At 70.9% G+C, this 21,626-nt stretch carries 28 protein-coding genes and 2 riboswitches; of the genes, 11 read left to right on the forward strand and 17 right to left on the reverse strand.

What is annotated here, in order from left to right; translation table 11 throughout:
• Positions 1-24: 24 nt before the first annotated feature.
• A riboswitch (glycine riboswitch) is annotated at positions 25-116 on the reverse strand.
• A riboswitch (glycine riboswitch) is annotated at positions 117-210 on the reverse strand.
• Positions 211-391: 181 nt separating this feature from the next.
• From ACWDR7_RS02740 to ACWDR7_RS02760, 5 genes are all read left to right on the forward strand, one after another.
• The gene (locus ACWDR7_RS02740) at positions 392-1,363 is read left to right on the forward strand and encodes a methionine ABC transporter ATP-binding protein (protein WP_449853405.1); all 972 of its coding nucleotides are present in this window, start codon (positions 392-394) and stop codon (positions 1,361-1,363) included.
• The gene (locus ACWDR7_RS02745) at positions 1,360-2,103 is read left to right on the forward strand and encodes a methionine ABC transporter permease (RefSeq protein ID WP_449853406.1); all 744 of its coding nucleotides are present in this window, start codon (positions 1,360-1,362) and stop codon (positions 2,101-2,103) included. The genes ACWDR7_RS02740 and ACWDR7_RS02745 overlap by 4 nt, the downstream gene beginning before the upstream one ends.
• Positions 2,104-2,135: 32 nt before the next feature.
• Positions 2,136-2,948, forward strand: coding sequence for a MetQ/NlpA family ABC transporter substrate-binding protein (locus ACWDR7_RS02750; RefSeq protein ID WP_449853407.1), 813 nt, complete (start codon positions 2,136-2,138; stop codon positions 2,946-2,948).
• A 152-nt stretch (positions 2,949-3,100) separates the two neighbouring features.
• Entirely contained in the window at positions 3,101-3,700 is a 600-nt protein-coding gene (locus ACWDR7_RS02755; protein ID WP_449853453.1) for an NUDIX hydrolase, read from the forward strand.
• Positions 3,697-4,587: a glycosyltransferase family 2 protein gene (locus ACWDR7_RS02760; RefSeq protein ID WP_449853408.1), complete on the forward strand. Its 891-nt coding sequence runs from the start codon at positions 3,697-3,699 to the stop codon at positions 4,585-4,587. The genes ACWDR7_RS02755 and ACWDR7_RS02760 overlap by 4 nt, the downstream gene beginning before the upstream one ends.
• A 7-nt stretch (positions 4,588-4,594) precedes the next feature.
• Here ACWDR7_RS02760 and ACWDR7_RS02765 read toward each other — a convergent pair whose 3' ends face one another.
• On the reverse strand, positions 4,595-6,625 hold the full coding sequence (locus ACWDR7_RS02765; RefSeq protein ID WP_449853454.1) for an ABC transporter ATP-binding protein: 2,031 nt from the start codon (positions 6,623-6,625) through the stop codon (positions 4,595-4,597).
• Positions 6,626-6,882: 257 nt separating this feature from the next.
• Here ACWDR7_RS02765 and ACWDR7_RS02770 point away from each other — a divergent pair, with 257 nt between their 5' ends.
• Positions 6,883-8,298 carry a DHA2 family efflux MFS transporter permease subunit gene (locus ACWDR7_RS02770; protein ID WP_449853455.1) on the forward strand — a complete coding sequence of 472 codons (1,416 nt, stop codon included), beginning with the start codon at positions 6,883-6,885 and terminating at the stop codon, positions 8,296-8,298.
• A gap of 32 nt (positions 8,299-8,330) precedes the next feature.
• On the opposite strand, the gene ACWDR7_RS02775 is transcribed toward ACWDR7_RS02770, so the two are convergent.
• Positions 8,331-8,495 (reverse strand): hypothetical protein, encoded by a 165-nt coding sequence (locus ACWDR7_RS02775; RefSeq protein ID WP_449853409.1) that lies wholly within the window; start codon positions 8,493-8,495, stop codon positions 8,331-8,333.
• A 227-nt stretch (positions 8,496-8,722) separates the two neighbouring features.
• Between ACWDR7_RS02775 and ACWDR7_RS02780 the strand changes: the two genes are divergently transcribed.
• Positions 8,723-9,271, forward strand: a complete 549-nt coding sequence (locus ACWDR7_RS02780; RefSeq protein ID WP_449853410.1) for a type 1 glutamine amidotransferase domain-containing protein — start codon at positions 8,723-8,725, stop codon at positions 9,269-9,271.
• A gap of 201 nt (positions 9,272-9,472) precedes the next feature.
• Positions 9,473-9,886: a pyridoxamine 5'-phosphate oxidase family protein gene (locus ACWDR7_RS02785; RefSeq protein ID WP_449853411.1), complete on the forward strand. Its 414-nt coding sequence runs from the start codon at positions 9,473-9,475 to the stop codon at positions 9,884-9,886.
• Positions 9,887-9,904: 18 nt separating this feature from the next.
• Here ACWDR7_RS02785 and ACWDR7_RS02790 read toward each other — a convergent pair whose 3' ends face one another.
• The 4 genes from ACWDR7_RS02790 to ACWDR7_RS02805 all read right to left on the reverse strand — a co-directional run bounded on the left by ACWDR7_RS02790 (position 9,905) and on the right by ACWDR7_RS02805 (position 13,383).
• Positions 9,905-10,129: a hypothetical protein gene (locus ACWDR7_RS02790; protein ID WP_449853412.1), complete on the reverse strand. Its 225-nt coding sequence runs from the start codon at positions 10,127-10,129 to the stop codon at positions 9,905-9,907.
• 88 nt (positions 10,130-10,217) lie between these two features.
• Entirely contained in the window at positions 10,218-11,417 is a 1,200-nt protein-coding gene (locus tag ACWDR7_RS02795; protein WP_449853413.1) for an amidohydrolase, read from the reverse strand.
• Positions 11,418-11,551: 134 nt separating this feature from the next.
• Entirely contained in the window at positions 11,552-12,454 is a 903-nt protein-coding gene (locus tag ACWDR7_RS02800) for a dihydrodipicolinate synthase family protein (RefSeq protein WP_449853414.1), read from the reverse strand.
• A gap of 26 nt (positions 12,455-12,480) precedes the next feature.
• Positions 12,481-13,383: a GNAT family N-acetyltransferase gene (locus ACWDR7_RS02805; protein ID WP_449853415.1), complete on the reverse strand. Its 903-nt coding sequence runs from the start codon at positions 13,381-13,383 to the stop codon at positions 12,481-12,483.
• A gap of 141 nt (positions 13,384-13,524) precedes the next feature.
• Between ACWDR7_RS02805 and ACWDR7_RS02810 the strand changes: the two genes are divergently transcribed.
• The gene (locus ACWDR7_RS02810) at positions 13,525-13,797 is read left to right on the forward strand and encodes a hypothetical protein (protein ID WP_449853416.1); all 273 of its coding nucleotides are present in this window, start codon (positions 13,525-13,527) and stop codon (positions 13,795-13,797) included.
• A 49-nt stretch (positions 13,798-13,846) separates the two neighbouring features.
• Here ACWDR7_RS02810 and ACWDR7_RS02815 read toward each other — a convergent pair whose 3' ends face one another.
• Positions 13,847-14,302 (reverse strand): VOC family protein, encoded by a 456-nt coding sequence (locus ACWDR7_RS02815; RefSeq protein ID WP_449853417.1) that lies wholly within the window; start codon positions 14,300-14,302, stop codon positions 13,847-13,849.
• A 105-nt stretch (positions 14,303-14,407) separates the two neighbouring features.
• On the opposite strand from ACWDR7_RS02815, the gene ACWDR7_RS02820 reads away from it, so the two are divergent.
• Complete coding sequence (locus ACWDR7_RS02820) at positions 14,408-14,596, forward strand: helix-turn-helix domain-containing protein (RefSeq protein ID WP_449853418.1); 189 nt, start codon at positions 14,408-14,410, stop codon at positions 14,594-14,596.
• Here ACWDR7_RS02820 and ACWDR7_RS02825 read toward each other — a convergent pair.
• The 10 genes from ACWDR7_RS02825 to ychF form a co-directional block, all read right to left on the reverse strand.
• Entirely contained in the window at positions 14,557-15,099 is a 543-nt protein-coding gene (locus tag ACWDR7_RS02825) for a dihydrofolate reductase family protein (protein WP_449853419.1), read from the reverse strand. The two genes, ACWDR7_RS02820 and ACWDR7_RS02825, sit on opposite strands and share 40 nt — an antisense overlap.
• 56 nt (positions 15,100-15,155) lie before the next feature.
• Positions 15,156-15,335, reverse strand: coding sequence for a hypothetical protein (locus ACWDR7_RS02830; RefSeq protein WP_449853420.1), 180 nt, complete (start codon positions 15,333-15,335; stop codon positions 15,156-15,158).
• A 45-nt stretch (positions 15,336-15,380) separates the two neighbouring features.
• Positions 15,381-15,806, reverse strand: coding sequence for a PIN domain-containing protein (locus tag ACWDR7_RS02835; protein ID WP_449853421.1), 426 nt, complete (start codon positions 15,804-15,806; stop codon positions 15,381-15,383).
• Positions 15,803-16,036 carry a FitA-like ribbon-helix-helix domain-containing protein gene (locus ACWDR7_RS02840; protein WP_449853422.1) on the reverse strand — a complete coding sequence of 78 codons (234 nt, stop codon included), beginning with the start codon at positions 16,034-16,036 and terminating at the stop codon, positions 15,803-15,805. The genes ACWDR7_RS02835 and ACWDR7_RS02840 overlap by 4 nt, the downstream gene beginning before the upstream one ends.
• Before the next feature lie 266 nt (positions 16,037-16,302).
• Positions 16,303-16,743, reverse strand: coding sequence for a HEPN domain-containing protein (locus ACWDR7_RS02845; RefSeq protein ID WP_449853423.1), 441 nt, complete (start codon positions 16,741-16,743; stop codon positions 16,303-16,305).
• Entirely contained in the window at positions 16,736-17,329 is a 594-nt protein-coding gene (locus ACWDR7_RS02850) for a hypothetical protein (protein WP_449853424.1), read from the reverse strand. The genes ACWDR7_RS02845 and ACWDR7_RS02850 overlap by 8 nt, the downstream gene beginning before the upstream one ends.
• Positions 17,330-17,423: 94 nt before the next feature.
• Positions 17,424-17,978, reverse strand: a complete 555-nt coding sequence (locus ACWDR7_RS02855) for an AAA family ATPase (protein WP_449853425.1) — start codon at positions 17,976-17,978, stop codon at positions 17,424-17,426.
• Positions 17,979-18,074: 96 nt separating this feature from the next.
• Entirely contained in the window at positions 18,075-18,392 is a 318-nt protein-coding gene (locus tag ACWDR7_RS02860) for a HigA family addiction module antitoxin (RefSeq protein WP_449853426.1), read from the reverse strand.
• On the reverse strand, positions 18,367-18,648 hold the full coding sequence (locus ACWDR7_RS02865) for a type II toxin-antitoxin system RelE/ParE family toxin (RefSeq protein WP_449853427.1): 282 nt from the start codon (positions 18,646-18,648) through the stop codon (positions 18,367-18,369). Before ACWDR7_RS02865 ends, ACWDR7_RS02860 begins: the two co-directional genes overlap by 26 nt.
• Positions 18,649-18,873: 225 nt before the next feature.
• On the reverse strand, positions 18,874-19,947 hold the full coding sequence (gene ychF, locus ACWDR7_RS02870) for a redox-regulated ATPase YchF (protein ID WP_449853428.1): 1,074 nt from the start codon (positions 19,945-19,947) through the stop codon (positions 18,874-18,876).
• 100 nt (positions 19,948-20,047) lie between these two features.
• On the opposite strand from ychF, the gene ACWDR7_RS02875 reads away from it, so the two are divergent.
• Positions 20,048-21,598, forward strand: coding sequence for a peptide MFS transporter (locus tag ACWDR7_RS02875; protein WP_449853429.1), 1,551 nt, complete (start codon positions 20,048-20,050; stop codon positions 21,596-21,598).
• Positions 21,599-21,626 lie beyond the last annotated feature (28 nt).

The following is a 21,626-nucleotide window of genomic DNA, read 5'->3' on the forward strand; positions in this document are numbered from 1 at the left end:
GCACGCGCCGAGCGGCGCCGTGCGAACTCCCCCTCTGTCATCGGCCTGAGAGTTTCGACGGGCCGAGCCCGTCTTTCACCGTCGGCGGGAGCGTGGGCTCCGCTTTCCAGAGTGGCCCGATCTGCGCGGTACGCATACCTGAGAGATTGGCGGGGAGGCTTGCTCCTTCGGTGCCCGGCGCGAGGACCGGGGCTCTCCCGCGACAGATCATGGGGCCCGTGTGCTGTTGTGGCTCCATGCTAGGCCACGCACGTTTCGCGCGGATGACGGAACGCGCCGTCACACAGCGTCACGCGGATTCGGCGGATCGGAGCGGATCGGGGAGGATCGAAGGGTCGACACCACCGGCGGAGCGGCGCGCCGGCGGCGTGCCGCGATCTGAAGCAGGCACATGATCACCATCACCCACCTCGTCAAGAGCTACGGCCCCACGCGCGCCCTCGACGACGTCTCGCTGACCGTCGAGCGCGGCGAGATCTTCGGCGTCGTCGGCACGTCCGGCGCCGGCAAGTCCACCCTCATCCGGGCTGTGAACGGCCTCGAGAAGCCCGACTCCGGCACGGTCGAGGTCGACGGCAGGGCCATCACCGGCCTGAGCGGCGCCGCGCTGCGCGAGGCGCGCCACGGCATCGGCATGATCTTCCAGCACTTCAACCTGCTCTCGCGGCGCACGGTGGCGGGCAACGTCTCGCTCGCGCTCGAGGCGCAGGGCCTCGGCCGCGCCGCCCGCCGGGCGCGCGTCGCCGAGATCCTCGACCTCGTCGGCCTGGCCGACCGCGCCGGCCACTACCCGGCCCAGCTCTCGGGCGGGCAGAAGCAGCGCGTCGGCATCGCCCGCGCGCTCGCGACGAACCCGAAGGTGCTGCTGAGCGACGAGGCCACGAGCGCCCTCGACCCCGAGACGACCGCGAGCATCCTCGCCCTGCTGCAGCGCCTCAACCGCGAGCTGGGGCTGACGATCCTGCTCATCACGCACGAGATGGACGTCGTCAAGCAGATCTGCACGTCGGCCGCGCTCATGCAGAGGGGCCGGATCGTCGAGGCGGGCCGGCTGCGCGAGCTGCTGCGCACGCCCGGATCCGTCATCGCCCGTCAGCTGTTCCCGCTGGGCGAGGCGCCCGCCACGCCGGGTTCGACCGTGCTCGACCTGACGTTCACGGAGCTGACGGCACAGGATCCCGTGATCGCGCGGCTCGCGCGCGAGCAGGGGCTCGACATCGGACTGCTCGGCGCGGCGATCGAGACGATCGACGGCGTGCAGTCGGGCCGCACGCGCCTCGAGCTGCCCGCGGGCGCCGACGTGGCGCGCGCGATCGCGTCCCTGCGCGAGCAGGGCATCGTCGTCGAGGAGGTGGCCGCGTGATCGACGTGAACGCGCCGGATTTCTGGCCCACGCTGTTCGCCAACCTCTGGAAGGCGACGCTCGAGACGCTCTACATGGTCGGAGCCACGATGGTCGTCACCTTCGTGATCGGCCTCGTGCTGGGCGTGCTGCTCGTGGCGACCGATCGCGGCGGCGTGCTGGAGCGCCCCTTCGGCAGCCGCGCCGCGGGACGGGCGATCAACATCGTCCTGTCGGTCGTCGTGAACATCACGCGCTCGATCCCGTTCCTCATCCTCATGATCGCGCTCATCCCGTTCACGTTCCTCGTGCTGGGCACGTCGTTCGGGTCGACGGCGGCGATCGTGCCGCTGTCGATCTCGGCGATCCCGTTCTTCGCGCGGCTCGCGGAGATCGCGCTGCGCGAGGTGCCGGACGGGCGGATCGAGGCGGCCGAGGCGCTCGGCTGCACCCGCTGGCAGATCCTCACGAAGGTGCTCGTGCCCGAGTCGCTGCCCGCGATGATCCGCGGCTTCGCCACGACCGTCGTCTCGATCATCAACTTCTCCGCGATCGCCGGCACGATCGGCGCCGGCGGGCTCGGCGACCTCGCCGTGCGCTACGGCCACCAGCGCTACAGCACGGAGTACATCATCTGCGTGGTCATCGTGCTCGTCGTGCTCGTGCAGGGACTGCAGACGCTCGGCGAGTGGCTGGCCAAGCGCCTCGACCACGAGCGCTCCGCCGGTCGCGCCGCCGTCACCGCCGTCGTGGCCTCCTGATCCTTCTCACCGCCCCACCGAAAGGCACCACCATGTCCCGATTCACCCGCTCCGCGGCCGCCGTCACCGGCGTCGCCGCGCTCGCCCTGGGCCTGACGGCCTGCGGCGGATCCTCCGACGCCGAGGGCGAGGGCCTCGGCACGATCTCGGTCGGCGCCACCGCCGTGCCGGCCGGCGAGCTGCTGCAGTTCGTCGCCGACGAGCTGGCCCCCGCCGAGGGCCTGACGATCGAGATCCAGGAGTACAGCGACTACAACACCCCCAACCCGGCGCTGTCGCAGGGTGCGAACGACGCGAACCTCTTCCAGCACGGGCCGTTCCTCGACCTCTACAACGAGGACGCGGGCGACGACCTCGTCAATGTCGGCCCCGTGTACCTGCCGCCGCTGGCGCTGTACTCGGAGAGCGTCGAGTCGCTCGAGGACCTGCCGGAGGGCGCGACGATCGCGCTGCCGAACGACGCCTCGAACGAGTCGCGCGCGCTGCTGCTGCTCGCCTCGGCCGGCCTCATCGAGACCACCGACGCGCCCACGACGATCAGCGACATCACGGCGAACCCGAAGGGCTTCGAGTTCAGCGAGATCGACGCCGCCACGCTGCCGGCCGCGCTGCAGCAGATGGACGCCGCCGTCGTCAACTTCAACTTCGCCTCGGCCGCGGGCATCTCCAGCGACCTGCAGCTGCTGAGCGAGGGCCAGGACAGCGAGTACTTCAACATCCTCGCCACGCGCCCGGAGCTCGAGGACGACCCCCGCGTCGAGAAGCTCTACGAGCTGCTCACGTCGGACGAGACGAAGGCGTGGATCGAGGAGACCTACGACGGTCTCGTGATCCCGGCCGAGTGATCTCAGCAGTGTGATCGCCGCCGAGTGATCCCGGCCAATCCGGACCTGCCCGCCGACGCGGATACCCTCGTAGCGTGAGTGAGGGTATCCGCGTCGCGGTCTCGACCGTGATCTTCTCCCTGCGGTCGCGCCCGGAGGCCCCCGACGCGCTCATGCTGCCGCTCGTGCGGCGCACGCGAGACCCGTTCCGCGGCGACTGGGCGATCCCGGGCGGCTGGCTGCGCGAGGACGAGGGGCTCGACGACGCCGCGGCGCGCACTCTCGACGGGACGACGGGGCTGAACGCCAGCTACCTCGAGCAGCTCTACGCGTTCGGCGACGTCGACCGCTCCCCCGGCCGCGTCGTCTCGATCGCGTACTGGGCGCTGCTGCGTCAGGACCTCGTCGACGCGCAACTGTCCTCGCGCCCCGCGCCCGAGAACGTCGCGTGGTTCGACGTCGACGCGCTGCCCGCGCTCGCGTTCGACCACGACCGGATCGTCGCGTACGCGCTGTGGCGGCTGCGCAACAAGGTGGCCTACAGCCGCATCGCGGCCGGCCTGCTGCCCGACGAGTTCACGCTGACCGAGCTGCGCGAGGTGTACGAGGCGGTGCTCGGGCGGCGCCTGGATCCGTCGAACTTCCGCCGCCTCATCGAGGGCTCCGAGGCGCTCGTGCCCACCGAGTCGTTCCGCACGGGCAAGCACCGCCCCGCCCGGCTGTTCCGCTACAACGCCGAGGTGGCGCTGGCCGAGAACGGTCCCCTCGCGTGAGCGGCGCGGCGGTCACGGTGATCGTGGCCGGCTGGAACATCGCCCCCTACGCCGACGAGGCACTGACCTCGCTGCGCGCCCAGACCCGCGAGGACTGGCGCGCGATCCTCGTCGACGACGGCTCGGACGACGGCACCGGGGCGGACTTCGACGGCTTCGCGGCGCTCGATGCGCGCTTCACCGTCGTGCACCACCCGGAGCGGCGCGGACTGGGCGCGGCGCGCAACGCCGGGCTGGAACGGATCGACACCCCCTTCGTCGGCTTCCTGGACGCCGACGATGTGATGGAGCCCGACGCGCTCGCCCTGCTCGTGGGCGCGCTCGAGCGCAGCGGCAGCGACATCGCCGTCGGCGCCTATCGGCGGCTGCGCCCCGCCACGCGCGGCTACCTGCTCGGCGACGTGCAGCCGTGGGTCGCCGCCTCGACCGCGCCACCGCGCGCGGGCGCGACGCTGGCGGAGCATCCGGAGGTCGTCAACAACATCGTCGCGTGGTCGAAGGTCACCCGCGCCGAGATGTGGCGCGGGCTGCGATTCCCGGCGGGGCTGTACGAGGATCAGCTCATCGCGCAGGAGCTGTACACGCGGGCGCGGCGGATCGACACGGTCGCCGATCCCGTCGTGCGCTGGCGGGTGCGCCCGGACGGATCGTCGATCACCCAGGGCGAGGCCCGCATCGAGGTGCTCCGCGCGGTGCTGGCCGCCATGCGCGCCGGTCTCGAGGTGCTGCGCGAGCGCGGCCCGGAGGCCGCGGTCCTCGCGCGCGCCTCCACGATCCTCGGCATGGACGTGCCGCGTCTCGGGGGGCACGCGCTCGACCACCCCGATCCCGCGTACCCGGCCGAGCTGGAGGCGTTCCGCCGCGAGGTCGCCGCGCTGCTGCCCTGATCGGGCATCAGGCCTCGGGCACCTCCGGATCGGCGGGCGGGAGCGCGATGGCGCCGGTCGCGAGCGCGGTCCCCTCCGCGGCGGGCTCGTCGGGAGCGCGGTCGGCGCGGCGCCCGGCCTCGGCCGGTCCCTCCTCCGCGGCGACCTCCGCCTCGATCTCGTCCTCCGTCTCGAGCACCCGCGTGGAGGCAAGCTGCTCGGCCGCCAGCTCGGCGTACAGCCCGCCGCGCGCCAGCAGCTCGGCGTGCGTGCCCGACTCGACGATCCGGCCCGCCTCGACCACGTGGATCACGTCGGCGTCGATGACGGTCGAGAGCCGGTGCGCGATCGACAGGGTCGTGCGGCCGCGCGCGGCCGCCTCCAGCGCCTCCTGCACGATCCGCTCCGACACCGTGTCGAGCGCACTCGTGGCCTCGTCCAGCAGCAGCACGGGCGGGTCCTTCAGCAGCACGCGCGCGATGGCGATGCGCTGCTTCTCGCCGCCCGAGAGGCGGTAGCCTCGCTCCCCCACCACCGTGTCGTAGCCCCGCTCGAAGCCCGCGATGACGTGGTGGATGTTCGCCTGGCGGCACGCCTCCTCGATCTCGGCGTCGCTCGCGTCCGGCTTGGCATAGCGCAGGTTCTCGCGGATCGTCGCGTGGAAGAGGTAGGTCTCCTGCGACACGATGCCGACGTGGTCGATGATCGACTCCTGCCGCAGCGCGCGCACGTCCGCGCCCGCGAAGAGCACCGATCCGGACGAGGCCTCGTACAGCCGCGGCGTGAGGTACAGCACGGTGGTCTTGCCCGCGCCGCTCGGCCCCACGAACGCCACCTGCTGGCCGGGCTCGGCGACGAAGCTCACGCCGTCGAGGGTGGGGCGCGAGTCGCCCGACGCGTCCGGGTAGCGGAAGGTCACGTCGCGGAACTCGATCCGCCCCAGCGGCCCGGGCGCGTCGGCGACGGAGATCGCGCCGGGGGCGTCGGTGATCGCGGGCTTCAGGTCGAGGTACTCGAAGATGCGCGCGAACAGGGCGGCCGAGGTCTGCACCTCCAGCGCCACGCGCATGAGGCTCGTGAGGGGCTGCAGCAGGCGGGCCTGCACCGTCGTGAACGCGACGATCGCGCCGGCCGTGATCGCGCCGGGGTCGCCGACCATGATGACGCCCGCCACGAGGTAGATGACGGCGGGCACCGACGCCATGAGCACGTGCACGACGGCGAAGAAGCCCTGGCCGCTCATCGCCTGGCGCACCTGCAGGCGGATCTGGTTCGCGTTCTCCGTGGCGTACCGTGCGGACTCGGCGCGCTGGCGGTTGAAGGACTTCGACAGCAGGATGCCCGAGACGCTCAGGGTCTCCTGCGTGATCGCGGTCAGCTCCGACAGCGATTGCTGGGTCTGCGACGCGATCCGCGCCCGCACCTGGCCGACCCGGCGCTGCACGAACACGAGCGGGGGCATCACGACGAGCGCGATGAGCGTGAGGCGCCAGTCGATCAGCAGCATCGCGACGAGCGACGCGATCACCGTGACGGTGTTGCCGAGGATGCTCGTGAACGTGCTCGTGAGCACGCCCGAGACGCCGCCGACGTCGTTCTGCAGGCGGGACTGGATGACGCCCGTCTTCGTGCGCGTGAAGAAGCCGAGCTCCATCGCCTGCAGGTGCTCGAACATGCGCACGCGCAGGTCGCCCGTCACGCGGTTGCCCACGTTCGAGGTGAACCACGTCTGCACGACGCCGACGAGCGCGCTCAGCACGTAGAGGCCGATGATGAGCGCCACGAGCCGGCCGAGCAGCCCCATCTGCACGCCGCCCTCGGCGGGGAACAGCGCGTCGTCGAAGACGCGCTCGATGATCAGCGGCGGCACGACGCCGAGGGCCGCGCCCACCACGACGAGCAGCGCCGTGACCGCGATCCGCCCCCGGTACGGCGCGAACAGGGCCACGACGCGCCGCCCGAGGTCGGGCACGGCCGGCGCCTCGGCGTTCTCGCGGCGCAGCGCCGCCTCGTCCACGCCGCGCATGCCACCGCGGCCGCCTCCCATGCCTCGCCCCATGCTCACCCGCTCAGACTAGGGCCGGCCTGCGACGCGGTCTCTGAGGGTGGCGTCAGTTGACGAGCGAGTGAATTGTCCGCGGATCGGGAATCGAGCGGATCGGGCCGCAGTTAGGGTTGATCGTCGCCCGCGAGAGGACGAATCTGGGATCCTCTGGCCCGGGGCGACTTGTCTTCTTCAGCACGGAGTACTCCTTGACGACTGATACCGGAACCGTTCGCGCCGTGCCGGCGCCCGACACCATCGACCCGCGCGGCATGCGGGTGATCTGGCTGCTGCTCATCGCCGCCTTCGTCGCGATCCTCAACGAGACGACGATGGGCATCGCCATCCCGCACCTCAACGAGGACCTCGGCCTGCCGCCCGAGCTCGGCCAGTGGATGACGAGCGCCTTCATGCTCACGATGGCCGTCGTCATCCCCACCACGGGCTTCATGCTCGTGCGCTTCACCACCCGCCAGGTGTTCCTCGCGGCGATGATCTCGTTCACGCTCGGCACGCTCATCTGCCTCGTGGCGCCCGGCTTCACGCTGCTGCTCGTCGGCCGCGTGGTGCAGGCCGCCGGCACCGGCGTGATGATGCCGCTGCTCATGACGACCATGATGAACGTCGTGCCGCCGCATTCGCGCGGTCGCATGATGGGCCGCGTCGGCCTGGTCATCTCGCTCGCCCCCGCCATCGGCCCCACCCTCTCGGGCGCCGTGCTCGAGACGCTCAGCTGGCGCTGGCTGTTCGCCATCGTGCTGCCGATCGCGCTCATCGCGCTCGCGCTGGGCGCCAAGTGGATGCTCAACCTCGGCGAGACCACCCACGCCCCCATCGACATCCTGTCGATCGTGCTCTCGGCGCTCGCCTTCGGCGGCATCGTCTTCGGCCTCAGCCAATTCGGCGGGCACGGCGAGGGCGCGGCCGGATCGGCGACGATCGGCTGGATCGTCATGGCCTTCGGCGCCGTGGCGCTGGCCCTGTTCGTGTGGCGCCAGCTCGCGCTCCAGAAGAAGGACGACGCCCTGCTCGACCTGCGCGTGTTCCGCTCGCGCAACTTCGTCGTGGCGGTGACGATCATGGCCGTCGTCGCCTTCTCGATGTTCGGCACGCTGTCGCTGCTGCCGCTGTACCTGCAGAACGTCGCGGGCCTGGACTCGCTGCAGGCCGGCCTCGTGCTGCTGCCCGGCTCGGTGCTCATGGGTCTGCTCGGCCCCGTCATGGGGCGGATCTACGACGCGCGCGGCCCGAAGACGCTGCTCGTGCCGGGCACGATCATGATCGCCGCGGCGCTGTTCGTGTACTCGACGCTCGGCGAGAACACGCCGATCGGCGTGCTGATCGCCGTGCAGATCGTCATGTCGCTGGGCCTGGCCAGCTCGTTCACGCCGCTGTTCTCGGCCTCGCTCGGCTCGCTCGAGCGCCGGCTGTACTCGCACGGCTCGGCCGCGCTCAACACGCTGCAGCAGGTGGCGGGCGCCGTGGGCACGGCCCTGCTCGTCTCGCTGTACTCGACGGCGCTGCACCTCGGCGAGGCCGAGGGCATGTCGATCGCCGACGCCGGCGCCCCCGGCGCGCGCACCGCGTTCCTGCTCGCGGCGATCGTCGCGCTCGTGCCGGTCGTGCTGGCCTTCTTCATCCGCAAGCCCGCGGATCAGGAGGGACCCGGCATCCCCGCCGGACACTGATCGAAACGCGGATCCCCGGGGGCGGGCTCAGGTCAGCCCTCGGGGATCTCGCATACCCCGCCCGCGCACATGCCCGCGCCGTGCGCCCCGCCCACGAGGGTGAGGGGCTTCGGCGCGAGGGGTGTCGCGGGCGTCGCCGCGGGATGCGCCGCCGGGTTCGCGCCGTCGTCGGCGCCGTGGTGGTGCTCGAATGCCATCGCGCCAGGCTAGACCCGCCGCAGCCGCACTCAGCGACGGCGCGCGGCACTCACCGTCGCGGCGGCCGTCACTCACCGGCGCGGCCGCGGCCACCGTCCACATCTGCGCGCATGCCGGCGCGACCGGTCTAGCGACGCGTGTCGGCACACGCAACCCCCGTGACGCGGCGCGGCGCCCTTCGTAATGTCGGCCATGATCCCCCGAAACGACGAAACGAGGAGGCACCATGGCCGAACTCACCGGCAAGCGCGTGGCATTCCTGCTGACCGACGGCTACGAGGACAGCGAGCTGACGAGCCCGTGGCAGGCCGTCACCGAGAGCGGAGCCGAGGCGGTTCTCGTCTCGCCCGCAGAGGGCCAGATCAGCGGCAAGAACGGCCACACCCAGCCCGTCGACCTGCCGGTCTCGCAGGCGACCAGCGGCGACTTCGACGCCCTCGTCCTGCCCGGCGGCGTCGTGAACGCCGACCACCTGCGCATGGACGGCACCTCGGTGGAGTTCGCGCGCTCGTTCTTCACCGAGCACAAGCCCGTGTCGGTCATCTGCCACGGCGCGTGGATCCTCATCGAGGCCGACGTCGTGCGCGACCGCACGATCACGAGCTACCCCAGCCTGCGCACGGATCTGCAGAACGCCGGCGCGAACTGGGTCGACGAGGAGGTCGTCGTCGACGCGGGGCTGGTCTCGAGCCGCACGCCCGACGACCTGCCCGCCTTCTGCGACAAGACCGTCGAGGAGATCGCCGAGGGCAAGCACGCCGAGCAGCACGCGTGACCCGTCGGCGGCCGCCGTCCCGCGGGTCGGCGGCCGCCGCGGCGCGCGTCCGCGCGATCGACGCCCGCGGCCGCGCCCACTCACCCTGGCACTCAGCGTTTGGACCGCCGGGCCGTGCAGGATCGGGCGAAACCTACCATCGAGAGCGCGGCCGCATCGAGCCGCGGCGAGCTGCATGACGCAGAGATGAGGGGCGGCCCGATGACCACGACGCTGAACGACCAGGCATGCCTGGACCTGCTGGCCACGGGATCGGTCGGCCGGTTCGGCTTCGTGCGCGACGGACGGGTGCTCATCATCCCCGTCACCTACCGCTACGACGGCTCGGACATCATCGTGCGCACGGGGACCGAGGGCGTGCTCGCCGGGCTGCCCGACGAGGACGCGCCCGTGACCTTCGAGGTGGACTACCACGACCCCAACCGCGGCGCCGGCTGGAGCGTGCTGATGCACGGCTCCGTCACGACGATGGACGACGACGAGGTGGCGGCCAGCCCGGCCGCGCGTGGGCTGGTGCCGTGGGCGGGCGGCGACCGGCCGCGCTACCTGCGCTACCGCATCGCGGCCGTCTCGGGCCGGCGCGTGCGGCGCGAGGACGGTCACGCCTCCGGCTGATCCGCCGGGGCGGATCGGTCACTCCGTCGCGTCGGCCTCGGTCTGCTCGAGGTGCGTGCGCGCCGCCGCGACGACCGCGCCCAGCCCCTCGTCGTCGCTGACGCGCTCCTCGCCGACGGCATCGGAGGTCGCGTAGCGATGCACGACCTCCACGAGATCGAGCGTGAACTGTGCACGCTCCTTCCGCCCCATCGTCTTGAGCTGCTGTTCGATCTCCGCCGCGAGCATGGTGTCGAGTGCCATGCCGCGACCGTACGCGCCGCGCGGGCCCGGCCGCCAGGGCTTGCGCTCCCGGCCGGGCGCGGTTAGCGCGCGGCCGGGAGCCGGGCGCTCAGGCGGCGTCGCGCGGGGCGACGCGCTCGGTGCGCGCGTCGCGGTCGTACTCGTACACCGTGCGGCCGTCGATGAGCACCCGCGCGGGCCGCGCCATGACGTCGAGCGGCTCGCCGTTCCACACGACGAGGTCGGCCCGCTTGCCGGCCTCGATCGATCCGAGCTCCGCGTCCACACCGAGCACCCGCGCCGGGTTGATCGTGATCGCCTCGAGCGCCGTGCGCTCGTCGAGCCCCTCGCGCACCGCGAGCGAGGCCTGGTGCACGAGGAAGTTGATCGGGATGACGGGGTGGTCGGTGATGATCGAGATCTCGACGCCCGCCGCCGCGAGCTTGCCGGGATTGGCGATGGAGCGACCGCGCAGCTCCATCTTCGACTTCGTCGTGAACAGCGGCCCGATCAGCACGGGCACGTCGCGCTCGGCGAGATAGTCGGCGACGACGTGTGCCTCGGTGCCGTGGTCGATGACGAGGCGGTAGCCGAACTCGTCGGCCAGGCGCACGGCCGTGACGATGTCGTCGGCGCGGTGCGCGTGCTGACGCCACGGGATCTCGCCGCGCAGTACCGCCGCGAGCGCCTCGTTCGTGAGGTCGACCTCGGCGGGCTTGCCCTCCTCGGCGGCGTCGTGCTTGCGCATGTAGTTCTGCGCCGCGACGAAGGCCTCGCGGATGATCTTCGCGTTGCCGAGGCGCGTCGAGGGCGTCTGCTTCTTCTCGCCGTAGACGCGCTTGGGGTTCTCGCCGAGCGCGGACTTCACGCCGGCCGGGGCGCGCAGCACCATGCGGTCGACGATGCGGCCGTGCGTGCGCAGCACCGTCGCCTGCCCGCCGATCGGGTTGCCCGATCCCGGGTTCACGCCCACCGTCGTCACGCCGCCGGCGAGCGCGACGTCGAAGCCCTCGTCGAACGGATCGATCGCGTCGATCGTGCGCACGGCCGCCTGGTTCGGGCCGGTCATCTCGTTCGTGTCGCTCGCGGCGGCGCCGTCGCCCTCGGGGTGCACGCCGAGGTGCACGTGCGCGTCGATGAGCCCGGGCGTCACCGTGGCGCCCTGCAGGTCCACGACCTCCGCGCCCTCCGGCACCTCGACGTCCGCGCCGGCGGCGGCGATGCGGCCGTCTTCGCCGACGACGATCGTGCCGTGGTAGGGATCGCCCACCACGGGGATCACGTGCGCGTTCGTCAGGGCAAGGGTCATGGGAAACCTCCATCGGCGGCGGGTGCGAGCGGGGCACGGACCCTCCCGATCCCGCTGACACGGCGATCCGACGGTCGTGCGCCCCGTCTCATCCTGGCACCGGCACTCCCGGTGGCCGCGCAGGTCGCCGCGCGTCAGGCCAGGCCGAGCGCGTCGGCGACGCGCAGGACCTCGTCGCGCGCCTCTTCCCGGAGGCCGCGGATCGGCAGCGGCAGGCAGTCGGGCGGCACGAGCCCGCGGTGCTCGGCGATCGCGGCGATCACCCGCACGCTGCCGCCGTGGGCGATGAACAGCTTCCATAGGGGCGCGAGCCGCGCCGATTCCGCCCGCGCGGCCTCGGCGTCGTCGCCCGCCGCGGCGCGCGCGATCCGCAGTGCCGCCTCGGGCAGGGTGCCGGCGATCACGGAGTACCAGGCGTCGCAGCCGGCCAGCAGCCCCTCGGCGGCGAGCGCGTCGCCCGAGACGCCGATCGTGACGTGCGGCGGGATCACCGCGCGGATCGCCGCGACGTGCGCCCGGGCCGCGAATGGCTCCGTGGGGACCCCGGGGATCTTGATCGAGGCGACGCCCGGCAGCTGCGCGATCCTGCCATACAGGTCGTTCGTGAAGGCGAAGCGCGTGGTGCGCGGGTTGTCGTAGACGACGATCGGGAGCGTCGTGGCCTCGGCGACCGTGCGGAACAGCTCGAACACGTCGTCGTCGGTGAGCGGCTGGTACGTCATCGGCGCGAGCAGCACGCCCGCCGCTCCCGCGTCCTCGGCGTCGGCGACGTGGCGCAGCACGTGCGACGTGCGCAGCGCGCCCACGCCGACGAGCACGGGGGTGTCGCCCGCGCGCTCGACGGCGATGCGGGCGACGCGAGCGCGCTCGTCCGCGTCGAGGTACGCGTAGGAGCCGGTCGAGCCCAGCGCGGTGATCGAGTCGACGCCCGACGCCGCGAGTCGCTCGACGAGGCCGGCGAAGGCCGTCTCGTCCACGCGATCGTCGCGCAGGGGCGTGAGGGGGAACGCACTGAGGCCGCGGAAGGGTCCGGTCATCCCCTCATCCTCCCGCACCGCGCGGCTCAACCGTCCTGCTCGATCCCGGCGAGCAGGTGCGACAGGCCGTACTCGAACGCGCGCTCGACGTCTCCCCCGAGGCGGAAGGCGCCCGCCAGCTCCATCTGCAGGAAGCCCGTCGCCCAGGCGGTGAGCAGTCGCGCGGCGTCGAGCGCGTGCTCCTCGCCCACCTGCGCGGCGGCGGCGCGGATGACCGGCTCCGCCGAGCGCTGCAGCGCCCCCTGCGGCGCGGAGGGGGTGAACATCAGCCGGAACGCCTCGGGGTGCTCCTTGGCGAACGCGCGATACGCGGTGGCCAGCCGGGGCAGGCTCGGGGCAGCCGCCTCGAACCGCTCGGTGAGATCTGCGATCGCCGCCTCCGTCACCGCGACGAGCAGCGCATCCCTGCCCGCGAACCGCTTGTACAGCGACGGCGCGCGCACGCCGACACGCTCGGCGACCGCCTGCATGGTGAGCCCGGCCGCCCCGGCCGTCTCGACGATCTCGCGCGCGGCGGCGACGACCTCCTCGTTCGTGGTGCGCGAGGACGGGTTGTTCACCCGGTGCCCGAGCTCGAGCCGCTCGAGTCCGCCCTCGGCCAGCGCCCAGTCGGCCACGGTCGCCGCGGCCCGTCGCATCCAGCCGCGGCCGCGCGAGGCCGCCGCCATCCAGTACCAGAACCACCCGTTCCGGTTCTTCTCATCCACGCTCACGCACACGAGGCCGGCGAGCCCGTCGTCGGTCGCGACGACCCACGGACGATGCGCCGACCCCGGCGCCAGGAGATTCCCCACGTACCGCTCGGCATCGGCCGGCGTCGCCACGTCTCCCTGTCGAGCCATGTCGGCGTTCGAGCGGAAGGCGGCCGGCACTCCGCCGGCGTCATCTCGGCGCAGCGGCCGCAACCACACGCCCTCATCCGTCGTCATGCCCTTTCCCCTCCTCATCGACCGAGATCGCATTGTCGCATTTCGCGCGATGTCGGCGCCGCCGTCGAGCGCTGGCTCCAGGCAGAGCCCGCGCACCGAGTCGGCCGCGCCCGCGTCGATCCGCCCCGCTAGAGTCACGGTATGGCGAACGCAGAGCGCCCGAGGCGCATGATCCATGCGACGGATGTCCTCGAGGGCCGGTGGACGGGCGACGGGTATCCGTTCCGCTACGTCGTGGTCTGGTACAACAAGGAGCTCGTGGCCAAGGCCCGCAACAAGATGATGGACACCCTCCTCTCCGCGGTGGAGCTGCTCGAGACCCGCGGCTGGGAGCTCGTGACCGTCGACGAGGCCGTGAGCGTGGCGTGCCTGCGGCGAGCACACCCCGCTCCCCCGCCGTTCCCGCCGCGCTGATCCGCAACGCGCGAGGACCCCGGCACCCACCGAGGTCCTCGCCTTGGCATCAGCCGGCGTACGCGGAGGCGACGTCGACGCTCCACGTGACGCCGAACGCGTCGGTGAGCATGCCGAAGCCGGCGCTCCACTCCGACGCCGCGAGCGGCTCGACGATCGTCGCGCCCTCCGCGAGCTTCTCCCAGTAGCCGCGTGCCTCGTCGAGCGAGTCGGCGCGGACGGCGACGAAGAACGGCTGATCGGTGTTGGTCGTCCCGTGCTCGCGGGCCGTGCTGCCGGCGAAGGGCTCCGAGCGGCCGGGGATGTCGTACGCCATCACGCGGAAGCCGTTGTCGGCCTCGACCGATCCGAAGACGACCTTGGCCGCGTCGGGCGCGTCCTGCGGTATGCCGACCTCGCCGTAGGTCGTGACGTGGATCCGCCCGCCGAAGACGCCCTGGTAGAACGTGAGCGCCTCGCGCGCGGTGCCGGGAAGGTTGAGGTGGGTGGTGGTGGAAAGGGACATCGATCGCTCCTGATGACGGATTGTCGGCGGCGTTCTCGCCGTCGTCAGCGATCCTCACCGATGTTGAGGACAGGACCGCTCCGCTACTGCGAGAATGGTGATCCCATGAAGACGACGGCCCGCCTGCTGACGCTGCTGTCGCTGCTGCAGGTGCCGCGCGACTGGCCGGGCGGCGTGCTCGCCGAGCGCCTCGGCGTGACGACGCGCACCGTGCGGCGCGACGTGGATCGGCTGCGCGAGCTGGGGTACCGCATTCACACGCTGAGGGGCCGCAGGGGGCCGACCACGTCGTAGCGGGCGATGACGAAGTCGCCGTTGCGGTCGCACTCCTGCAGCGCGAGGTCGTAGGCACCGCCGAACAGCGGCTTGCCCGAGCCGAGCGTCACGGGCGCGATCGACACCATCACCTCGTCGAGCATCCCGGCCGCGGCGAACTCCGCCGCGAGGCCGCCGCCTCCCATCACCCACACGTCGCGACCGTCGGCCGCCGCCTCGAACACCGCGCGATGTTCGGCAGGCGATCCGGAGACGAACGACACGTGCTCGTTCGCGGGTTCCAGCTCGCGATGCGTGAACACGTAGGTGGTCATCTCAGGCAGCCAATCGGGTTCATGCTCGAGCACCCATGTGTAGGTGGTCGACCCCATGACCTGCGCCCCCACCTCGGCGAGGAACGCGGTGGTGTTGCCCGGGCCGTCCTCCTGCAGCTGCTGCTTGAAGAGCCAGGCGAGCGAGTCCTCGTCGTCGGCGAGGAACCCGTCGAGGGTGGTGGCGGTGTAGTAGCGGTAGCGAGTCATGGCGTCCTCCTGGACGGCACGCTAACCGCCACCACCGACATCCGCGTGACTCGTCGTCAGCCGTCGCCCTGGAGCACGTCGCCGCGGGGGATCGGGATGACGGCATGCGCCTCGTAGCCGGCGGGAACGGCGTGCCCGAGTGTCGGGCCGAACCCGTCGAGGAGCGCGCCGATCCACTCGCCGGCGGTGGGGTCCGGATCCCACGAGGCTCCCGCGGCCGTCAGGTGCTCATCCATAGACGGCACGCTATCCGTGGGCGACCACGGTCATCGAATGATCCTTCACCCGTTGGCCTTCCACGGATCGACCAGTTCAACGCCGGTATGCGCGAAGTCCTTGGCGTTCCGCGTCGCGCAGGCCGCCTCGTGCGCGAGACAGATTGCGGCGATCTGCGCGTCGGCGGTGCTGATCGGCATACCCACCGATTCCCGCTTCACGAGCAGGTCGGCGTAGCGTTCGGCCGCCTGGTCGTCGAAAGGCAGGACGGCTCGACTGGCCCGGTACGGGTCGAGCGCTGCGGCGATGCGCCTCGTCAGCTCTTCCTTTCGCCGACCGTCCGGAAGCCGGTGCACACCCGCGAGCAGTTCCGCGAGCGTCACGGACGTGATCGCGACGTCACCCGTCAGCGAAGCGAGCCAATCGACCACGCGCGGCTCCGGCGAGGGCCGGAAGATCTCGGAGATGACGTCCGTGTCGAGGACGATCACTCGAAGTCCACCACTCGCGCGACGTCATCGCGCTCCGGGATCTTCAGCTCTTCGACGCCACCGACACCCTGCGCGGCCGCCAGCAACGCCATCCCGATGTGCGGCCTCCGCGCAGCCTTGGTGAGAATGTCGCGAACCTCGGCCTCCATGGACCGACCGTGTTCCTTCGCCTGCCTAGCGAGCTGTTGCTTTACGGCGTCGTCGAGACCGCGAACGATGATGGACGACATCCGAGACCACCTCCTCTGCTATCAGACATGATAGCGGCGCGCAAAGGCGCGCCGGCAACTGCACACATCGCGCCTTCGGACACGCGAATCGTGCGGATCCCTGTGCCCCAACGCGAGATCTGTTGCTCAACGCGCGCCGCGCGACGCGATCACACGTCGAAGCGGAACTCCACAGCGTTGACAGCAGAGCACCGTCTCACCCGCCTCCGCTATGGAGTCGCCAGATGACCCCAGAGGCCAGCGCCAGCAGGCCCGCTCTCTCAGCGTCAGGTTCGAGCGCGCACGTGCGCCGCGCATGCTTCGACGATCGCGCGGGCTGCCTCGATCCCCTCGGAGACATCCTGCGGGGTCGCGGTCGGACGATCATCGTCCGGGTACTCGGTGGCGTTGCGCACCTGCCGCATCCACTCGAACTCGCCGAGCGCGTCGTCGTGAACGAACTGCGCCGCGGCGGTCGCCGTGTTCCGGTGAGCACCGCCGACGGGCCGCACCCTCAGGCCTTCGATCGCGAGCACCGCGGTGAGCGCCTTGCGCGCGCCGTCGTACGCCGCGGTGAACGCCATCGCGTGATCGTCGGTCTCAGCAAGGGCGGCCGCCGTATCGATGTGGCGCTCGGACATCGCGATCACACTCACGGCGTGCTCGTGGTTCACGGCGACGCGCTCGAGCCGTCGGCCGGCGATCATCGCGGCGATGGCATCAGCCATGGACATCGCCGGTCAGCACATCGACGATCGGGCGCGAACGGATCGTCTCGACAAACGGCGAAGGACGATCGGCGCGCCATTCGTCGGATCCCATCCGCGTGACGTTCACCGGCACATCAAGACGTGCGCTCGCTTCCGCGGCGAGGTCTGCGAGGGTGCGGCGAGGCGCCGAGCCCACCACGAGCACGTCGACGTCGTTCGGGAAAGCGCCACTCTCCCCCGCTCGGCGCGCCGCCCACGAGCCGTAGATCAGCAGCTCGTCGACACCATCGACACCGTCGAAGAGCTCGCGCAGCACGGGAACCGGGCCGTACGTCGCCGCGATCAGCTCGCGCATCGGGGCGAACAGCGGGTGCTCGTCGTTCGCGCGCACCATCCGGTTGCGACCCTCCTGGCGGTCGCGGAGCACATCGTTGTCGACGAGGCGACCGACCTCGCGGTGCACGACGGTCCCGCTCACGCCCGTGCGGCGCCCGAGCTCAGACAGCGAGAACTCCCGGTCGGGATGCCCAAGCGTCTCCGCCAGGATCGCCCCGACGGCGTCGGAGCGCACGAACGGCGTCAGCTGCGGAACCGGATTCTTCACAAAACAGGAAGATATCTTCCGGTTATGGGAACAGTCAAGGGGTGGAATTCAGGCGTTGAAGAACTCCACCGCATGCCGAAGCCGTTGCCTCCGCTCAGGAAGGTCGCGGACGGAGAAGGCACTTCTCACTCGAGATCGCACTCACCACCGCGCTTGTCGTCTCGGATGACGACTGCGCCGTCGTGTCGATGACGTGGCGCTCATAGTCCCCGAGGTCCTCGAACTGTCTCCACATCGAGTCGATGGCCTCGGCGTCGACCAACGCTCCCGGCGCTGTCCGCCCCTGTGCCCGCCGAAGCGTCTCATCACGACCCGGCCGAAGCACGACATAGTGAACCGCCGGGGCCGTCTGCTGGTTCGCAGTCGGCACGAAGTAGTCGATCATCCACGGCCCGACGATGCCGTCGACGACCGTGACGAATCCGCCTTCGGCGTATGCCAATGCCGCGTCGCGGATCACTCGCATCACCGTGTGGTTCTGCGCGTCGGACTCCGGCAGGTAGGGAGGGATCGCACCGGCTGCGATGTATCTCCAGAAGTCATCGGTGTGCAGATGCACGGCACGTTCGTACCGCCGGGCAAGCTCGCGCGCCGTGGTCGACTTGCCCGCGCCCGGAGGGCCAGTCAGAACGATGACATCGGCAACCACGGGCCCACTTTACGGGGCCGGGCGCGTCCTGCGCGCTGCCGTTGAGGCGCCATCGAGGACGTCGATGTCCAGATCCGACGTCGTGCTAGCCGTTCGTCACGCGACTCGCAGCGGAGTGATCTCGTTGATCGCGCCGTGGTTGCGCCGCTCGATCCGCAGGTCGTAGTGCGACTGCAGGTTCATCCAGAACTCCGGGGACGTGCCGAAGTACTTCGCGAGCCGGAGAGCCGTGTCTGCCGTGATCCGACGCTTGCCGTGGACGATCTCGTTGATGCGCCGTGGAGGCACGCCGATCGACACGGCGAGCTTGTTCTGCGTGATCCCGAAGCCCTTGATGAAGTCCTCCATGAGCACCTCACCCGGGTGGATCGGATCGATCAGGTCGCCGTCAGTGGTAGTCCGTGAGCTCGACATCGTCCGCACCTCCATCTCTCCATACGAAGCAGATCCTCCACTGGTCATTCACGCGGATGCTGTACTGACCACGACGGTCACCGCCGAGGCGTTCCAGCCGGTTGCCCGGCGGGATCCGCAGGTCCTCGGCGTCTCTGGCCGCGTGGATGAGCTCAAGCTTGCGCAAGGCCGTCCGCTCGAGGTTCCGATCAACGCTCTTCACATACTGCTCGTGCCAGATCCACTCGGTCACCTTGTCCCCGAACGACCTGATCACATGACCAGGGTATAACGCGACGCGTCATTAACGCGCGGCGTTAAACCGGAACTCCCGGACAACGGCGTGGATCACGCGCTCTGAGTCATCCGCTCCGACTTCTCCCATGCCGTGGCCGCAGCAAAGCGGCGCACCTGCACACATCTCGCCTTCGCGCACACGAATCGTGCGGATCCCTGTGCCCCAACCCGAGATCTGTTGCTCAACGCGCGCCGCGCGACGCGCTCACACGTTGAAGCGGAACTCCACCACGTCGCCGTCCTGCATGACGTAGTCCTTGCCCTCCATGCGGACGCGGCCGGCGGCCTTGGCCTCGGCCATCGAGCCGTACTGGTCGAGGTCGTCGAACGAGACGATCTCGGCCTTGATGAAGCCGCGCTCGAAGTCGGTGTGGATGACGCCCGCGGCCTGCGGGGCCGTCCAGCCGCGGCGGATCGTCCAGGCACGGGCCTCCTTCGGCCCGGCTGTGAGGTAGGTCTGCAGGCCGAGGGTCTCGAAGCCGACGCGGGCGAGCTGGTCGAGGCCCGACTCCTCCTGGCCGAGCGACTGCAGCAGCTCGAGGGCCTCCTCGGCGTCGAGGTCGATGAGCTCCGACTCCACCTTGGCGTCGAGGAACACGGCCTTCGCCGGCGCGACGAGCGCGGCCAGCTCCGCCATCCGATCCGCGTCGGTGAGCACGCCCTCGTCCACGTTGAAGACGAACAGCGTCGGCTTGGCCGTGAGCAGGCCCAGCTCCTTGATGGGCGTGACGTCGAAGCCTGCCTGGAACAGCGTCTTGCCCGAGTCGAGCACGTCCTTGGCGGCCTTCGCGGCGTCGAACACCGAGGCGTCGGTCTTCTTGCCCTTGACCTCCTTCTCGAGGCGCGGCAGCGCCTTCTCGAGGGTCTGCAGGTCGGCGAGGATCAGCTCGGTGTTGATCGTCTCCATGTCACTGGCGGGGTCGACCTTGCCGTCGACGTGCACGACGTCCGAGTCGCTGAAGCCTCGGACCACCTGGGCGATCGCGTCGGCCTCGCGGATGTTGGCGAGGAACTGGTTGCCGAGCCCCTCGCCCTCGCTCGCACCGCGGACGATGCCGGCGATGTCGACGAACGACACCGGAGCGGGCAGGATCTTCTGCGATCCGAAGATCTCGGCGAGGCGATCCAGGCGCCGATCGGGAAGCTCGACCACCCCGATGTTCGGCTCGATCGTCGCGAACGGGTAGTTCGCCGCGAGCACGGTGTTCTTGGTCAGGGCGTTGAAGAGCGTCGACTTGCCCACGTTGGGGAGTCCGACGATACCGATGGTGAGGGCCACGGGAGTCCAGTCTAGGTGCGGCCGCCTGCGGGCACGCCAAGCGCCCGCCCGGCCCGCAAGCCCCTCGCGCATCCGACGCACGGGTGGAACCATCGAGGGCATGAGCACCGCCGAGCCGTCGCCGTACCCGCCCGCCGACGGATCGGCGGATCCGACCCCCGCGGCACGCGTGCGAGACGACCGCCGGTTCTTCGGGCACCCGCTGGGGCTGTTCACCCTCTTCACCACCGAGCTGTGGGAGCGGTTCAGCTATTACGGCATGCGCGCCATCCTGCTGCTGTACCTCACGGCCGAGATGGCCGAGGGCGGCCTGGGCCTCGACACCGCCACCGGGCAGGCGCTCGTGGCGATCTACGGCACGGGCGTGTACCTGCTCACGATCGCGGGCGGCTGGCTGGCGGATCGGATCATCGGAGCCCGGCGATCCGTGCTGTACGGCGGCGTCGTGATCGCGAGCGGGCACGTCGTGCTCGCCATCCCCGGGGCCGGGTTCTCGTTCGCGGGCGTCGCGCTCGTGGCGATCGGCACGGGCCTGCTGAAGGCGAACGTGTCGTCGATGGTCGGCGAGCTCTACGAGCGCGAGGACGAGCGCCGCGACTCGGCGTTCTCGATCTTCTACATGGGCATCAACATCGGCTCGTTCTTCTCACCGTTCATCGTGGGGTTCGTGCGCGGCCTGTGGGGCTTCCACGCCGGCTTCCTCGTCGCGGCGGTGGGCATGGCGATCGCCGTGGCGTTCTACATCGGGGGCCGTCGCGCGCTCGGCGGCGCGGGCGACACCCCGCCGAACCCGATCGCCCGCGACGAGTGGCCGAAGGTGATCCGCCTGTTCGCCGTGGTCATCGCCGGCCTCGCGGTGCTCGCCGTGATCGCCTCGCTCGTGAGCGGCGGCTTCGGCATGACGACCCTCGTCGACACCCTCTCGTACGCGGCGTTCGTCGCGCCCGTCGCGGCGTTCGCCGTGATGTACCGCTCCCCCAAGGTCACCGCGCCGGAGCGGCGGCGGCTGCTCGCCTACATCCCGCTGTTCGTGGCGGCCATGCTGTTCTGGATGATCTTCGAGCAGGCCGCGACCACCCTCACGACATACGCGGCCGAGCGCACGGAGCTGAACGTGTTCGGCATCCCGCTGCAGCCGGAGTTCTTCCAGTCGATGAACCCGCTGTCGATCATCATCCTCTCGCCCGTGTTCGCGTGGCTGTGGCTGCGGACGCACGACCGCCCCGCACTGCCGTACAAGTTCGCGATCGGACTGCTGCTGGCCGGGGTGTCGTTCCTCGTGCTCTCGGCCGGCGCGGCGCTGGCCGGCGGCGACCGCACGCCCGCACTGCTGCTCATCGGCGTGTACGTGATCCAGACCCTCGGCGAGCTGTTCCTCTCCCCCGTGGGCCTGGCGGCCACCACGCTGCTGGCGCCGCGCGCCTTCCGCGGGCAGGCGATGGGCCTGTGGTTCCTCGCGCCGGCGGCGGGCACGGCGATCACCGCGCAGGTGGTGCAGGTGACGCAGGACGTGCCCGACACGGCCTACTTCGGCTGGACGGGCGTCGTGGCGGTCGTGTTCGCGGCGGCGCTGTTCCTGCTCGCGCCGTGGGTGAAGCGCCAGGTGCACGCGGCCGACGCCGAGGAGGGCGTGCGCACCGCGGGCGACTGAGCGGCGCGGATCGTGGCTCGGCGCGCCC

It is taken from the genome of Microbacterium sp. NPDC003461, from assembly GCF_053588335.1.